Source organism: Blautia marasmi (assembly GCF_900258535.1).
In the GTDB taxonomy this organism is placed as follows: Bacteria; Bacillota; Clostridia; order Lachnospirales; family Lachnospiraceae; genus Blautia; species Blautia hominis.
The window spans coordinates 415,470-431,576 of the sequence record NZ_OIWX01000001.1 but is presented as its reverse complement, the minus strand read 5'-3'; the positions used below and the strand labels follow the sequence as shown (position 1 = coordinate 431,576).

Sequence of the window (16,107 nt, the reverse complement as noted above, 5' to 3'; positions counted from 1 at the left end):
AATTGGAGAATGATTGAAATACATGAAATTACGAAAATAAACAATTACATAGAGGGTATGGATGTCATTCTCTTTGATTTAGATGATACACTTTATTCAGAAAAAGAGTATGTCCGAAGCGGATACAAACAGATAGCGGAAATACTTCCAAGCGTAGACAACTGCGAAGCAAAGCTGTGGAATGCATTCCTAATAGGGAAATCTGCAATAGATGAAATCTTACAGACTGAGGGAATTTACGCAGAAGATTTAAAAGAACAGTGCTTAAGAGTTTACAGATTTCAGAAACCGGATATTCATTTGTATCCGGGAGTGACAGAGTTGCTGGAGCAGATCAGAAATTCGGACAGTAAGCTTGGAATTATAACGGATGGTCGCCCGGAAGGACAGTGGGCGAAGATAGAAGCACTTGGATTAAAAACATATGTGTCTCACATTATTGTGACGGATGAATTAGGTGGGACAGAATATCGGAAACCTAATGAGAAGGCGTTTGTGCTGATGAAAGAATACTTCCACACGAAGTATTCCAAGATGTGTTACATCGGTGACAATGTTAAGAAAGATTTTATTGCACCAGAGAAGCTCGGCATGAGGTGTATCTGGTTTCGGAATGAGGATGGCTTGTATGCCTAAAGGAGTATGGAAATGAAAATACTATATGTAACAACAATAGGCGGAACGATGGGATTCTTTCCGGAACATATCAAGATGCTACAGTCTTTGGGACATACTGTAGAGCTTGCTTGCAATACGGATAATTCTCCAGTAGCAGAAGTGTTAAAAAAATTAACTGTACATAATATCCCCTTTTCCCGTTCACCACTCACTAAGCAAAATGTGGAAGGGTATAAGCAGATCAAACATCTCATTAAAGCTGAACATTATGACCTCGTCCATACCCACACACCGAATGCATCGGTCTGTGTGAGACTTGCCTGCAGGAAGTTACGAAAGAAGGGACTCAAAGTGTACTATACCGCTCACGGTTTCCATTTCTATAAAGGTGCGCCGATGAAGAACTGGCTTTTGTACTACCCGGTGGAGTGGCTGTGTGCGCATTGGACGGATACGCTGATCACAATCAATAAAGAAGATTATAGATTGGCGAAGAAGCATATGCATGCCGGGAGAGTGTGCTACGTGCCGGGTGTTGGGTTGGATCTGGAGAAGTTTGGATGTTGGGAGATAGACAGGAAGAAGGCTAGGAAGAGCGTAAACGTCCCAGATGGGATGGCTTGGCTGTTTAGTGTGGGCGAACTGAGCCAGCGCAAGAACCATGAACCGCTCATCCACGCCGTAGCACAAATTCCAAACGTCTATCTTACCATCGCTGGACAGGGAGTCTTGCAGGATTATCTGCAAGACCTCATTAGATCTTTACATGTTGAGGATCGTGTAAAGTTACTTGGCTACCGTACTGACATCTCCGACCTCTGCAAGTCGGCAGACATTTACGTACACCCAGCACTGCAGGAAGGACTGCCCGTAGCGGTAATGGAAGCTATGGCTTTCGGACTTCCTTGTGTGGTTAGCAGGATACGCGGTAACACAGATTTGATTAATGAGAAGGGTGGCTGTTTATTTGACCCAAACAGTGTGGATGAAATAAAAGCCGCTATCAATAAGGTGATTGTTGATGGGAGGAGACATGAGATGGGTGAGCACAATCGTAAGAAAATCCAACACTATGACTTCTCATCCGTTCTTGACAAACTGAAGTCAATTTATGGGGGGGACATGCATGTAGCAGATCTCCTCACAAGGTTTGAACTTCGTCAGTCTATCGACTGTGGAAATGAGGATTTGCTTCTTCTTTCCGTCGGCGAGTTAAATGAAAACAAGAACCATGAAGTGGTCATAAGAGCGCTCCAAAAACTGAATCGAAATGTCTACTATGTCATCGCGGGTCAGGGACACCTGAAAAAGTATTTAGAGAATCTTGCGAAGGAGTGCGGTGTTAGTGAGAGAGTTCATTTCCTTGGATATATTACAAACGTATCAGATTGGTACAAGGCAGCGGATGTATTTGTATTCCCATCTTATCGGGAGGGGCTGTCCGTATCCCTTATGGAAGCAATGGCGAGTGGACTCTCGTGTGTTGTTAGTAGGATTCGTGGAAATGTAGATCTGATAGGAGACGGATTTGAGCCGGGGGATGTCGATAGTGTGGTGAAGGCACTTAAGGAAGTAGATATGAGTGCTGGAGAGAGGAATAGAGAGAGGATTAAAGATTTTTCTCAGAAGTTCGTGATTGAACAGATAGGAAAAATTTATGCAGAGGAAAGAGGAATAGGTAATGTTATTTAGTTTAATCATCCCCGTATATAACATAGAAAGTTATATTGAAGAATGTATTGAAAGCGTTTTGAACCAGAATTTTCAGGATTATGAAGTGATACTGGTTGACGATGGATCAAAAGATTCTAGTCCGATAATTTGTGATCAGTATTCGGAAAAATACAACAAAGTTAGGGTTATTCATAAAGAAAATGGCGGTTTATCTGAAGCTAGAAATACAGGCGTATCCCATGCGTTAGGACAGTATATTCTGCTTATAGATGGAGATGATTACATAGGAAAAAATGCTCTGGAAGAAATTGCGAAAAAGATCAATCAGCAGAGTCATCCGGATCTGGTTTTCTTGGAATTAAATAAATTCTATCCGGACAAAGAAAGTATTGAACCTATGGGGGATGGTATAGATAGCACGATAGATTCATTGGCGGGAAATGCCGCATATCTTTATTTGTCAAAACGTCCAAAGTATCCTGCAAGTGCATGTACCAAGGCAATAAAGAAAGAACTCTTTACAGATGGGGCTTTGCAATTTATACCTGGAATTCTTAGTGAAGACTTGGAATGGTGCCTACGGTTGCTTTTGAAGGCGACAAGCTTTGCCTATTGTTCGACAGATTATTACTACTATAGACAATCACGTGCTGGCTCCATTACAAACACATGCTCTGAGCAAAATTATTTGGACATTATGGATACATTTGTTAAATGGTGTGATGCTGCGCTGAATGAGAATAATGAAGCGAAACGGAATTTGATTCGCAGTTATATGGAATATATTTTTCGCTTTTTGATTATAGGATATAACAGCCTAATAAAATCTGATAAGGCGGTATATAAAAGAAAGATGGTTGAAAGACAGTGGATACTTGGTTATAGGAAGGATAAAGCGAGCAAACTGATTCGCAGCTCTTATTTATTATTGGGCGTTCAAATTACAGGAAAATTATTACAGCGTTATCTTGAAATCAGGTAATAGAAGGGTAAGTATATGGCACTATATTATGCAGTATGCATATCGTCAATTTTATTGGCGGCACTATGTAAAAGAATAAAAATACAAAGGAGAAATGGAAAAGAGAAGCTCTTTGTCCTTATTGCGGGATTCCCGATGTTTCTGCTTGCAGCACTCAGATATGGGATTGGCACTGATTATCATTCGTATGTGGTTATGTTTCGTATTTATTTTGCAAATGGAAGTCGCGGAAAAATAGAGCCGTTATTTTATTTACTAAATAGAATTATTAACAGATTAGGATTGGATGTTCAGTGGTTATTTGTGATATGCGCAGCTATCTATATAATATGTATTTATGTTTTTATATATGAAGAATCAGAAGATGAATTAATGAGCATTTTTCTGCTTCTAAGTTTTACTTTTTATTTATCAATGTTCAACACAATGCGGCAGCACTTGGCATGCGCGATTTGCATGTTTGCATTGACGAGACTCAACAAAAAACAATATGTCAAATTTTGTGCGATTACTATAATAGCGAGTGGGATACATTACAGTGCCATCGTCTTTTTAGTAGTTTTGCTTTTGAATTTTATTAAGATAGATCGTAAATGGGCATGGATTGGAACAGTAGTCTCATTTCTTATGGGAAGTTTGATTGCGCCTTTTGTATCGCGTTTTTTTGTGGGAACAATTTACGCTGGATATATAACGGAAACGATTTCGGAACGATCTATTTCTGGCATATTAGGAATATTAATCCAACTTTCCATATTGCTATTTGCAACAGTTTTTTATTCTAAAAATGTTAGATTTGAACTTTTCTTTTCTATTCAGGCAATAGCGACATGGCTTCCGATTATCGGCATCAATATATCACTAATTAACCGTGTGAAATGGTTATTTGCAATTCCATCAATTGTGTTCATACCAATGACGTTGCAGAATATCCCTCAAAAGCGCACCAAAACTTTTGTTGCGCTGGGACTAATTGCTATCATGCTGATTTATTCATACGTTGTGGTAGAAGTAATAGGCTCGTATGATGTTATTCCATATCAATCAATTTTGTAAAGTGGGGAGTTATATGAAATACAGTATAATCGTTCCGGTGTATAACGTGGAACAATATTTGGACTGTTGTGTCCAGTCGTTGATTCGGCAGACATTTTCTGATTTTGAGGTCATTTTGGTGGATGATGGCTCTTCTGATTCAAGTGGAAAGAAGTGCGATGTATATGCACAGCAAGATTTGAGAATCAAGACAATTCATAAGAAGAATGGGGGACTCTCATCAGCAAGAAATGTAGGTATGCGTATTGCGTCTGGGGAATATTTTATTTTTATAGATAGTGATGATTACGTTGACATTAAACTTTTATCATCAGTTGATGTTGTTGTATCGAGAGTTAACCCGGATCTTGTACAGTTTAAAAATCATACTTTTATTGATGGACAGGGTATAGAAAATAATAACATTTCTGAAAATTATGAGGTGTTGGAAGGAAGAAAAAATATTTTTGATGGATATATCCACGGCTTAGTTACAAGATCCGCTTGGAACAAAGTTTACCGTAGAGAGTTATTCCTTTCAATACAGTATCCAGAAGGCAGACTTGCAGAGGACTTAGCAACAACATATAAATTGTTAGAGCTTTGCAATTCAGTGGTTTGTATGGACAGTGAGTTGTACTTTTATCGAGTACGCACAGGCAGCATCATGGGAACTGGAAGTATGAAACTATATTATGATGTAATGCTTGGTCACTATGAGAATCTGGTTGATCCTGAATGGAAGCACTATAAAACAGAGCTTGCGACGGCTTATTATAACAACCTTATGAAAGCTTATGCGAAGAGCATGATTGAACATGAGGATAAATACAGATTGGAGCTGCGGCAGCGTCTTGGCCGTGTTAATTATGGCGATTTGCAGAGAGAAAGTAAGATAGTATATTGTGCGTTTAAGTTAATTCCAAATCGTACATTAAAATTTATCTATCGGAGATACGTTCAGGGAGCTAAGTAAAAAAATAATAAAATAGTATTTCAATGAAGTGGAGCAAGTTAACATACTAAAGCAGAAGGAAAGGCAAAAGTCATGGATAATAATGTAATGTCGAACGAAAAATATCAAGATTGTTATTTGGCTATATGTGAAAAGAAAAATATTGAATACACAGATGCGGGATTAAATGCATACAAAACAGCTATGACTTCCTTGTATTATGCTGTATAGATATTAATGATACATTAACTTATAACAACAAAATCAAAAAAAGCAAGTCGTTAAGGAATTGGCGGAATTAACAAAGAAAAGCGTTATTATATAATCAATATGTTCTTTGACTATATAAAAGAAATCACTATTATTGCAAACATATATTACATCCACCATTATGACGCTTCCTGACATACTGCGGCTGACAAAATAGTAACGAAAATAAACAAAATATTCAGTAATCGGGGAGGAGAATAGTTCGCAGAATTAACTTTATGTTAACCCAAGTGCAATTCAAAAGGCAAAGAAATCATTCCTGATAACAGGAAGAAAAGAATTTGCTAGAAAATAGATAGAAGATTTTGATATAAAAACTTTATTACAATGTGAGGCGATTGATTTGCCTTGAAAAATACGAGGGGGTTTACAGATGAATGAGGTACAGTCTCATATTTATAAGATTTTTCTTGAAGTATCGGACTTTTGTGAAAAGAATAATATCCGGTATTTTGCCATTGGTGGTACGTGCTTAGGGGCAGTCCGGCACAAGGGGTTCATTCCGTGGGATGATGATATGGATATTGCAATGCCTATCGAAGATTTTCAGCGATTTTTAAAGATCGCTCCAAGCGGTCTTCCAGATTATCTTAAACTATATCTTCCGGATGACGCCAAACATGACCGTAATCTGTTTACTAAGGTGATGGATACAAGAACGACTATGATAGAAAGTCATGAAATTACTCATCCGGAGTCATTTACCGGAGTCTGGCTAGATATCATGCCACTTTCAGGCATACCTTCAGGTACCACTGAACGAAAAAAATTCATAAAAACTGCAAGTATAATTTTAGGCTTTAATCAAAAGTCAAAAATGAGCTTTTCGGAGAATAAAACTATGCCCGGAAAGTTAAAATGGCTTTTAGCTGTTCCTTTCAAGCTATTACCGTCTGATTTTTTGTGGAAAAAATGGATGAAATATTTGCAGAAACACCCATTTGACTCGGCTAAATATACAGGATATGTATGGTCTGCAGAACTATATCGGCAGATATTTATGAAAGAAAGTTTCTCTGATTTTGTTTATCTCGATTTTGAAGGAACTAAGATTCGTTGCCCTAAAGGATATGATGAGTTCCTAACCGGAATGTTTGGGGACTATATGGAATTTCCATCAGAAAATCAGCGCAACTCAGGACATGACTTTGATAATGGATTCATTGATCTTGAACATTCGTATCTGGACTATCAGTCAGGTATAAGGAAGTTACTGATTTCTTCAAATAAAAAAGGGAGGAGGTAATTCGTATGGTAATCGGATATACAACTGGTGTTTACGATTTATTTCATGTAGGTCATCTAAACCTTTTTAAAAATGCGAAGGGGATGTGTGATAAGCTGGTGGTCGGCGTCACTGTCGATGAGCTTGTGCAGTATAAGGGTAAGAATGCCATGATTCCGTTTGAGGATCGCATTGAGATGGTGCATAGCTGCAAGTATGTGGATGCCGCTGTGCCGCAGTATGACATGGATAAGCTGACTGCTTGTAAAAAGCTTGGAGCTTCTTATCTGTTTGTCGGCGATGACTGGTACGGTACAGAGAAGTGGAAGAAGTATGAAGAAGACTTCGCCAAGGAAGGGATTAAGATCATCTACTTCCCATATACGAAGGGCATCTCATCAACGAAAATTACAGAAGCGTTGAAAGCTGTCAGACCAGATGATTTACATGATGTGAAATAGAAGGAGTATACCATGGTTGATAAAAATTATTGTATGAGTTCGTATCTGGCTTTTCGATATATTGAAGATCCAAATAAGGATTTTTTTGATGGAATGCATCATACAATCAAGGCTTTGCCGGAGAAAGAGAATCTGACAGAGATTGATTCGTCGGCTGCGCTGAATGAACAGTTGAAAGGGATTTTTGATAGGCTCAAGAACGAAAAGCTGGGTATTCTTTTATCCGGTGGAATGGACTCCGCATGCCTTGCTTCTTACATGCCAAAAGAATCGGATGCGTATACCTTCAGATTTGATGGTGGGGGGTACGCGAAGAACGAGTTGCATAGGGCAGAGAACTTTGCAAAGATTAATGGTTTGAAACTTCGATATGTTGATATCAGTTGGCCGGATGTGATTTCCGTACTCCCGGAGCTGATGAAGAGAAAAGCTGCACCGGTGCACTCCATTGAGCCGCAGATATATCTGGCAGCAATTCAGGCAAAAGCGGATGGCATCACTAAGCTTGTCATCGGTGATGCAGCGGATTATGTATTCTACGGCATGGACAGACTGGTATCGAAGAACTGGAAGTTTGAAGAGTTCTTGGAACGCTCAATCTATATTCATCCTGAAGAAGTGTTAAAAGAATCGGCAGACATACGGTATCTGTATGAGCAGTATCGCTTGCCGGACGACAACATTGACTTCCTCAAGTTTTATGATACCAGTATTACGGAAGAAAGCTATGATTCGTATGACAATGCACTAAAGACTGCCGGGATGGACTACGTAGATCCATATGAGGACTTCATCATGGCAGGCGGTGTAAATCTAGCCCGAAATAGAAGCGGTGATTCCAAGTATTTCATCCGTGAATTGTTCCGCATGAGATATCCATCGACAAATTTGCCGGAGAAATCGCCGATGCCGCGTCCGGTGGATTCTTTCTTTAGGGATTGGAAGGGACCGAGAAGGCCGGAATTTCGGGAGGATATCCGTATGGATCAGTATACCGGAAACCAGAAGTGGCTGCTATTCTGCTTGGAAATGTTTTTGAATTTATTTGAATAAGGGGGGATGTTTGGAGTGGGTAAGTTGACTGAAAAATATAAGTCGATGCCGGTACAGGTAAAGGCATCATTCTGGTTCCTGATTTGCTTTTTTTTACAGAAGGGTATTTCGGTTGTTACCACTCCCATATTTACTCGTCTGCTCTCTACATCAGAATATGGTCAGTATAACGTATTTAATTCATGGATGGACATTGCAGCGATTTTTATTTCTTTGAATTTGTCGTATGGCGTATATTCACAGGGGCTTGTCAAATTTGAAGAAGAAAAAAACATATTTACTTCTTCACTGCTTGGTTTGACAACCCTCTTAGAATCTATATGGATTGTCATTTATTTTTGTTTTCGATCATTTTGGAACGAGACCTTTTCGCTGACTACAGATCAGATGATCGCCATGTTGATTATGATATGGACGTCCGCTGTATTTGGGTTCTGGTCAGCGGAACAGAGGGTGCAGTATAAATATAAAGTACTCTGCATTATTACCATCATAGTTTCTTTTGTTAATCCCATTCTGGGGATAGCACTTGTATCGCAGGCAGATGACAAGGTCACAGCGCGGATTTTAGGAATTGCTGTTGTACAGGTCTTAGCATATACGTGGATGTTTATCCTTCAAATGTCGCGCGGCAAGAAGTTTATCTCCAGACGATTTTGGAAATATGCGATGATGTTTAATGTGCCGCTGATTCCACATTATCTTTCTATGACGGTGTTAAACAGTGCAGATCGCATCATGATTAAAAATATGACTGGGTCTGGAAATTCTGGTATTTATAGTTTGGCATATTCGCTTGCATTGATTATGACAATTTTTAATAATGCGCTTATGCAAACTGTTAGCCCATGGATATACCAAAAGATTAAGGTAAAAAAAACAGAGGATATCGCAGAGGTTGCTTATTCTATGCTTATTGTCATTGCTATTCTGAATCTCCTATTGATCATATTTGCTCCGGAGATTGTCAGGATTTTTGCCCCGAAAGACTATTATAGTGCTATTTATGTTATACCACCAGTTGCTATGAGCGTTTTCTTTATGTACTCGTATGACTTATTTGCAAAATTTGCTTTTTATTTTGAAAAGACATTTTTTATTATGGGGGCAAGTGTTGTTGGCGCTGGTCTTAACGTTATATTAAATTATATATTTATCCGACATTTTGGTTATGTGGCTGCCGGATACACAACGCTTTTCTGTTATATAGTTTTTGCTGTTTGCCATTACCTTTTCATGAATAAGGTTTGTGATCATTTTTGTGGTAGTATTCGCCCGTATAATACGAAGGTGCTCCTTGGAATCTCCGTGGTGTTTGTATTTATTGGCTTTGTATTTTTGATGCTATACGATCATATTATTCTTCGCTATGGTGTAATAACAGCGATTATCATTGCAGCGATTATTCTTCGAAAGAAGATCCTGAGATTTGTAAACGATTTTGTGAAAATGAGAAAGGACAGGTAATGATAGAAGATTATACAGTGGACAGAGATTATTGTATGTCATCATACTTATTGTATTGTCGTGTTGTTAATCCAAGAATGTATTTTGCCAGAGGGAAAATTCCAAGAACTGTGCGACCAAATTGGGAAAAGATATGCATTTCGTCCAGTAAATAACTGGTATGCCATTTGAAAGAAGAGGTTGCAAAGGCGACAGCGAATGGTAAAACCGCTCTTGCTCTTTTTGGTGGCATTGATTCTGCCATTTTAGCCTAATTTATGCCTAAAGGCTCTACTGCATATACATTTAAGTGCATTCCGAATGGAGGGACACGGTAGATGAGACAAATCAAGCAGCAAAATATGCAGAAATATGCGGATTAAAACACAAGATTGTAGAAAATACATGGGAGGACATGAAGCGCTGCGCACCAATTCTTATGGAACATAAGAATGCACCCATTCATTCAATCGAGGTTCAAATTTATCTTACAGGTTTGCGAGCGTTACAAGATGGCTTCGAGGGAATGATTTATGGAGAAACTGCCGATGTTAATTACGGCGGCCTAAGCAAGATTTTGGCAAGGGACTGGAACGTATCGGATTTTATTGAAAGGTACGCTTATGTATAACCATGGAGTGTATTGAAAGCATCAAAAATTCAGTTTATCGATATTTCACCTTTTGTAAAGTCGGATAGGGATGTAGATGTTCATAAATATATTTCCGAGTTTGACATTATGGAGTCAATTGACTCATATGTGAATGCCTGTGAATCAGCAGGGATTCAGTTCATAGTTTCTTATGCAGATACAAAGCTCGCTTGTCCACTTGATATTGATTGTGTTCGGCAAGGAGAAAACAAGTACATTATTCGTGAAATATTTTACCGATTATATCCGGAATTGGACATTCCCCAAAAGATTCCCATGCCAAGGGCAACAGATTCGTGGTTTGCCGATTGGAGAGGACAAAAGCGGGGTGAATTTATAGACGGATGTGCATCAATACTGACAGGAGATCAGAAATGGATGCTATGGTCGTTGGAAAAATATTTTGACATGTTAGATGCGGAAGGGGGAATACATGAAGCTTAGTATACAGCAACCGGAGATTCCATGTTGTTAAAAAATTTACCTAGGGGGATACAGCTCCAAGGACATTACTCGTGTCATACAAAGAAGCGATATAAGAGTCACGAATCTGGAAACAGTTTACGTGGATGCTGATTCGACCTTTGCATCTACGTTTTGTGGGGGAGAGTGGCTTTGATCATATCAGGATGTATTGATTTACTGCTAACTAGGTAGTGTAAATTAGTTTGTGTCTTTGGTAAAAAATAACTCTTTTTTGGTAAGAATTCAGATATGACAATTCTTATCGAAAAGGAGTATTTTTTATGCCAGTTGCAAAGGAACAAATACGACAGATTATTTCAGAAAACAACATTAGCAGCGTTGCAGATGTATAGTATACGGTAAATCACTAGTACCGTGCTAGTTTTATCTATCCATGAGATAATAACTCCAGAAAACTACAAGTTTTATAAAGGAGTTGTCCCTATGGATAAGATTACACATCAGGTCCGTGCAGAGCACTGGACCAAGATCATGAATGAATGCATAAACAGCGGGATGCCTAAAACTGCCTGGTGCAGAGCTAATGGGGTTTCAGAAAAGCAGTTCTTCTATTGGCAGAGGATCCTGCGAAGGGAAGCTTTCGAGAATTCCCAGAATGCATCATTGCCGGGAATTGTCGGACCGGATCTGGCGCTAGTGCCGGCAACTCAGAGGACGGTATCTTTTACCGAGATCAAGCTTCCATCATCTCCTCAGAACACAGCTCCGGTTTTCCATCCGGATCTCGTAATCCGAAAAGGAGATATCGTCCTGGAAATATCGAATTCCGTTTCAGACGCGCTCCTTTCACGGATTGGAGGCATCCTGGATGCTGAATAATACAACCGGATTTCGAAACATTTATATTGCTGCAGGATACACAGATTTACGTCGCGGAATCGATGGACTGGCATCCATTGTTAAGTTCAACTTTCAGCTGGATCCATATGAAAAGGGTATTCTTTTTCTCTTCTGCGGCAGACGCAGTGACCGTATCAAGGGGCTTGTATGGGAAGGTGACGGATTTCTTCTCCTTTACAAAAGGCTGGAGCTTGGCGGTTTCAGCTGGCCCCGTACAAAAGAAGAGGCACTGGAGATCATTCTCCAAAGACTCTCAAAAGCCAGTATGGAGAATTCCAGGTAGATATTCCCAGAGACCGCAAAGAGGAATTTGAGCCGAAACTCATCCCTAAATATCAACGCGACATCTCTGGCATAGAGGAATTGTGATCTCTCTTTATGGCCGCGGTATGAGTACAAGGGATATCCATGACCAGCTCCAGGACCTCTATGGCATTGAAATGTCAGCGGAGATGGTCAGCAAGATCACGGATAAGATACTTCCTGAAGTCAAGGAATGGCAGTCACGTCCGCTGAACCCCATATATCCGTTTGTCTTCATGGACTGCATCCATTACAAAGTACGGGAGGATGGCAGGATCTTGAGCCGGGCTGCATATGTAGTGCTTGGCGTGACGGTGGAGGGATATAAAGACATCCTAAGCATTACCGTTGGGGCAAATGAAACCAGTAAGTTTTGGCTTGGTATGCTGAATGACTTGGAAAACCGGGGTGTGAAGGATGTACTGTTTTTCTGTGTGGATGGGCTCCCGGGCTTTAAAGAAGCCATCCAGTCTGTCTACCCGCAGGCCGAGATACCGAGATCTGAAGAAGTTTTCTTCTGATTTTAAGGCAGTGTACAACGCTCCAAATGAAACGTCCGCACTCTCTGGATTGGAAACCATAAAGGAGAAATGGGGGAAGAAATACCCCTATGCGATCAGTAACTGGGAAAACAACTGGGAGGATGTCAGTTCTTTCTTCCAGTTTTCTGGAGACATCCGGCGTATCATGTACACGACTTATACCGATAAAAAAACTATACTGGCATTTTTCTGGAATCCAGCAGTTGCAGGTATTTCCTGAAAAAATGTCGGTATAGTTTTTGACCTTATCTTAAATATCCTTCATGATGGAACAAAAAGAAGGAGGTTTCCAATTATGAAGGAAAATCAAAAGCAACTTGATGAATTTATTCAGGAAGTAATGGATCAGATGGATGAAAGAAAGTATGGAAAAAAGATAGTTACACGTTATCGTTCCAGTTTTCAGCTTCTTATATCTGTAGCACATGATATAGGAGATGACGGGCTTTCAGAAAAACTTATTAAAGCTTTTTTGGACAGGCCCGTTACCTGCAGTGAAACATGGACCCAAAAAGAACTGACCCACCGGAAACGCTGCATCAGACTGCTCCTGTCCCTTGCGCAGACAGGAACCATCGACTGGAGACGGCAGGATACTGGCGCTATATTCGCGAAACTTATGAATCAAGCATTCCGGCAGGAGCTGGAACACTTTGTCAGATATCTGGAACAAGAGGGGTTCAGCCCTAATACGATGTCGGGGTATAAACGGATTGTTACTTATTTTCTGCTGTTCTGTGAGAAAAAAGGGTATGGGAAGTTATCCGATATCCGGACAAACGATGTAAGTACATTTATCCTGTCCCTTTATAAAGACGGTCGGTACCGGCCATCTACAATCGGAAGCAGTCTGGCAGGGCTGAGCAGGTTCCTTTCCGCCAATGACCACACAGCACAGTTCCTCCTGGAGATACCTGTCCATCTGCCACGTGAAGTAAAGATCATAGAAATCTATAATGAAAAGGAACTCGTGGCTCTAATCTACACTTTCGTCAGAAATGCTGACTAAGAGGGATACTGCTGTCTGCAGGCTCCTTCTGGAAACGGGACTCCGGGGAATTGATGTCTGTTCTTTGAAGCTGAAAAACATCGACTGGGAAAGGGACTGTATCTCCATCATTCAGAATAAAACAAAGAAAGCACTTACCCTTCCTTTAAGAGCTTCTTACGGAAATGATATCGCGGATTATATCTTGAATGAACGCCCCCTGAGCGGGTCAGACTATGTCTTTTTGAAGACTTTCGCACCATTCGGACGCCTGGGTACAGCAAGCGTTTATGAAATCCTGAAAAAACTGGAGCAACTTGCCGGGATTAAAAAAGAAGGACGGCCGGTGGGAAGCCGGATGACAAGGCACCACGCCGCATCTTCCATGCTCCGGGCAGGTATCCCCATGTCAGATATCTCGGCGGCTCTCGGGCGCAGGGACCCAAACGTTGTATCCGTATACCTTTCAACGGATGCCATTAGTCTGGCGGCGTGTACGCTGCCGCTCCCTCCCGTCATGAAAGGGGGTGTTTTAGATGCACAGTGAGTCCCTGCCGGAACGGATCGATCGGTTTGTTTCCTATAAAAGAGCGAATGGTTATCAATACCAGACCGGAGCTTATTATTTAAAGAAATATGCCGGGTTTGTCATGGAAACAGCCCCTGAAACCACGGCACCGGACAAAGTGAGCGTTGAGGGATTTCTTGAAAAGTTCCAGGACACCCCGGGAAGCCTTTATAACGCAGCTGCATTTCTGCGTGAGTTCAGCAGGTATCTTGCCGCCCGCAGCATCAAGGCGTATCTTATCCCTTCTGGAAGGCTGCACCTTCCCACGCCGGTCCAGCCGTATTTTCCACGGAACAAGAAATCCTTGCGTTCTTCAGGGAATGTGACAGGACCATGGAGGATCCTCATTTGAAAGGAAGGCATCTGGTTCTCCCGGCAATCTTCCGGCTCATCTACTGCTGTGGGCTCCGCTGCAAAGAGACACGCACGCTTGCCAGGGAAAACGTACATCTGGACGAAGGCTTTCTTGATATCCTCCAGTCCAAGGGGCCAAAAAGCCGGAGGGTCCATATCTCAGGAGAACTTGTGGAATATCTGGCCGCCTATGACCGCCGGATCAGCCGTCTGTTTCCGGAACGTGCAACTTTCTTCCCGAACAGGGAGGATCATCCATACAGCGCCAGCTGGCTGGAACAAAACTTTCTGCGCTTCTGGTATGCCGCTTTCCCGGAGAAAAAGGATTCCGGTATCAGCATCCGCGCGTATGATTTCCGCCATCACTTTGTATATGCCAACATGAACCGCTGGCTGAGGGAAGGCAAAGACGTGAACGCCATGCTTCCTTACCTTATGCGGTATATGGGGCATTCCGATGTAAAAATACCCTGTACTACTTCCATCTCGTGCCGGATATCTATGGAGGGGTATTGGGAAGATTCAGGCACTCGGAAAGGCTGATACCGGAGGTGGACGATGACAGGGAGGAATGATAAAAGCAAGGGGGAAAAATTTGAGAGCGTTATCTTCTGGGATACAGCCAAACGTTTTCTGGACCACGAACTTCCTGGGATCAGGAAAAAGAGTCGGCATACCGTTTCCTCCTACCGTACCTCTCTTAACATCTGCATTGGTTTTCTGGAGGAAGTAAAAGGAATCCGCCGTGAACGTGTCTGTTTTAATGACCTGGACAGGAAAAATCTGAAAGATTATCTTGTGTGGATGGCGGATGTAAAAACATGGAGTTCAAAGACCTGTAACCTGCGTCTAACTGCAGTAAGGGCTCTGTTGTCCTATGCGTCGGAAGAATGTATGGACATCACCCCTGTCTTTGTTTCGAGCCAGACGGTACATGGCCTGAATATCCCCGGCAGTGAAATCAGGTATTTTGAAGACTGCCAGATGAAAGCGCTTCTTGATGCTCCTGGTAAGGAGAAACGGTCCGAGCGCCGGAACAGGATGATGCTTATCCTTGGGTATGATGCCGCTATGCGGGTTGGGGAACTGACGGGACTGAAGGTCTGTGACCTGCACCTTGATGCGGAGATACCTTATATCCGGATACTTGGAAAAGGCGGGAAGTACCGGAGTGTCCCGGTGATAAAAAAGACGGTACAGCACCTGAGAGGATATCTCATAGAGTTTCATGGGGATTTCCCTGATCCGGCATCCCCTCTTTTTTATGCGGTTACCCATGGCATGAGGCATCGACTATCTGATGACTGCATCCAGAAAGTCCTGAAAAAGTGTGCGAAAAAATGCCAGAAGGAAGGAGTTTCAATGCCGGAAGACATCCATTTCCATATGTTGAGAAAAACCAGGGCAATGAGCCTATACCAAGAGGGATGTCCTTTATCCTATATCCAGCAGATGCTTGGGCATGAAAATATCTCGACTACCTCTGGGTTCTACGCTTTTGTAACTTTGGATACGTTAGCGAAAGCCCTGGAGCGGACAAATTCAGAGGGAGGAAATACGGAAAAGAACTGGAAGGATAAAAAAATATCGGAAGTCTTATATCGTCTGTAAAAACTATACCGACATTTTTTCAGGAAATGCCTGCAACTGCTGGA

17 protein-coding genes and 1 pseudogene are annotated in these 16,107 nt (G+C 41.4%); all 18 read left to right on the top strand.

Going from position 1 to position 16,107, the window contains the following annotated elements; genetic code table 11:
* The first annotated feature begins 9 nt into the window (after nucleotides 1–9).
* The 18 genes and pseudogenes from C6P39_RS01835 (at nucleotide 10) to C6P39_RS01745 (ending at nucleotide 16,063) form a co-directional block, all read left to right on the top strand.
* A complete protein-coding gene (locus tag C6P39_RS01835) occupies nucleotides 10–636 on the top strand; it encodes an HAD family hydrolase (protein WP_104802580.1) in 627 nt (208 codons plus the stop codon).
* Nucleotides 637–648: 12 nt separating this feature from the next.
* Nucleotides 649–2,310 (top strand): glycosyltransferase, encoded by a 1,662-nt coding sequence (locus tag C6P39_RS01830; protein ID WP_207657102.1) that lies wholly within the window; start codon nucleotides 649–651, stop codon nucleotides 2,308–2,310.
* Nucleotides 2,300–3,274, top strand: coding sequence for a glycosyltransferase family 2 protein (locus tag C6P39_RS01825; RefSeq protein WP_104802579.1), 975 nt, complete (start codon nucleotides 2,300–2,302; stop codon nucleotides 3,272–3,274). Before C6P39_RS01830 ends, C6P39_RS01825 begins: the two co-directional genes overlap by 11 nt.
* Before the next feature lie 15 nt (nucleotides 3,275–3,289).
* Nucleotides 3,290–4,330: an EpsG family protein gene (locus tag C6P39_RS01820; protein WP_104802578.1), complete on the top strand. Its 1,041-nt coding sequence runs from the start codon at nucleotides 3,290–3,292 to the stop codon at nucleotides 4,328–4,330.
* A gap of 13 nt (nucleotides 4,331–4,343) precedes the next feature.
* Nucleotides 4,344–5,285: a glycosyltransferase family 2 protein gene (locus C6P39_RS01815; RefSeq protein ID WP_158661425.1), complete on the top strand. Its 942-nt coding sequence runs from the start codon at nucleotides 4,344–4,346 to the stop codon at nucleotides 5,283–5,285.
* Between the two features lie 622 nt (nucleotides 5,286–5,907).
* The gene (locus C6P39_RS01810) at nucleotides 5,908–6,780 is read left to right on the top strand and encodes a LicD family protein (protein WP_104802576.1); all 873 of its coding nucleotides are present in this window, start codon (nucleotides 5,908–5,910) and stop codon (nucleotides 6,778–6,780) included.
* Between the two features lie 5 nt (nucleotides 6,781–6,785).
* Nucleotides 6,786–7,220 carry an adenylyltransferase/cytidyltransferase family protein gene (locus C6P39_RS01805; RefSeq protein WP_104802575.1) on the top strand — a complete coding sequence of 145 codons (435 nt, stop codon included), beginning with the start codon at nucleotides 6,786–6,788 and terminating at the stop codon, nucleotides 7,218–7,220.
* Nucleotides 7,221–7,232: 12 nt separating this feature from the next.
* On the top strand, nucleotides 7,233–8,273 hold the full coding sequence (locus tag C6P39_RS01800; protein ID WP_104802574.1) for an asparagine synthase-related protein: 1,041 nt from the start codon (nucleotides 7,233–7,235) through the stop codon (nucleotides 8,271–8,273).
* 6 nt (nucleotides 8,274–8,279) lie between these two features.
* Nucleotides 8,280–9,740, top strand: a complete 1,461-nt coding sequence (locus tag C6P39_RS01795) for a lipopolysaccharide biosynthesis protein (RefSeq protein ID WP_104802573.1) — start codon at nucleotides 8,280–8,282, stop codon at nucleotides 9,738–9,740.
* Between the two features lie 622 nt (nucleotides 9,741–10,362).
* Nucleotides 10,363–10,815, top strand: a complete 453-nt coding sequence (locus C6P39_RS01785; protein ID WP_104802571.1) for a hypothetical protein — start codon at nucleotides 10,363–10,365, stop codon at nucleotides 10,813–10,815.
* 465 nt (nucleotides 10,816–11,280) lie between these two features.
* Nucleotides 11,281–11,676 (top strand): IS66 family insertion sequence element accessory protein TnpA, encoded by a 396-nt coding sequence (gene tnpA, locus C6P39_RS01780; protein ID WP_104802570.1) that lies wholly within the window; start codon nucleotides 11,281–11,283, stop codon nucleotides 11,674–11,676.
* Entirely contained in the window at nucleotides 11,666–11,980 is a 315-nt protein-coding gene (gene tnpB, locus C6P39_RS01775; protein WP_104802569.1) for an IS66 family insertion sequence element accessory protein TnpB, read from the top strand. The genes tnpA and tnpB overlap by 11 nt, the downstream gene beginning before the upstream one ends.
* Nucleotides 11,935–12,699: pseudogene (locus C6P39_RS01770) on the top strand (IS256 family transposase); the annotation flags it as partial. The gene tnpB and the pseudogene C6P39_RS01770, both read left to right, overlap by 46 nt.
* A gap of 138 nt (nucleotides 12,700–12,837) precedes the next feature.
* Nucleotides 12,838–13,551, top strand: a complete 714-nt coding sequence (locus tag C6P39_RS01765) for a phage integrase N-terminal SAM-like domain-containing protein (RefSeq protein ID WP_104802568.1) — start codon at nucleotides 12,838–12,840, stop codon at nucleotides 13,549–13,551.
* The gene (locus tag C6P39_RS01760; protein ID WP_104802567.1) at nucleotides 13,541–14,077 is read left to right on the top strand and encodes a tyrosine-type recombinase/integrase; all 537 of its coding nucleotides are present in this window, start codon (nucleotides 13,541–13,543) and stop codon (nucleotides 14,075–14,077) included. Before C6P39_RS01765 ends, C6P39_RS01760 begins: the two co-directional genes overlap by 11 nt.
* Nucleotides 14,067–14,450: a hypothetical protein gene (locus tag C6P39_RS01755; RefSeq protein ID WP_104802566.1), complete on the top strand. Its 384-nt coding sequence runs from the start codon at nucleotides 14,067–14,069 to the stop codon at nucleotides 14,448–14,450. The genes C6P39_RS01760 and C6P39_RS01755 overlap by 11 nt, the downstream gene beginning before the upstream one ends.
* A complete protein-coding gene (locus C6P39_RS01750; RefSeq protein WP_158661424.1) occupies nucleotides 14,447–14,995 on the top strand; it encodes a tyrosine-type recombinase/integrase in 549 nt (182 codons plus the stop codon). The genes C6P39_RS01755 and C6P39_RS01750 overlap by 4 nt, the downstream gene beginning before the upstream one ends.
* A gap of 15 nt (nucleotides 14,996–15,010) precedes the next feature.
* On the top strand, nucleotides 15,011–16,063 hold the full coding sequence (locus tag C6P39_RS01745; protein WP_242986868.1) for a tyrosine-type recombinase/integrase: 1,053 nt from the start codon (nucleotides 15,011–15,013) through the stop codon (nucleotides 16,061–16,063).
* Nucleotides 16,064–16,107 lie beyond the last annotated feature (44 nt).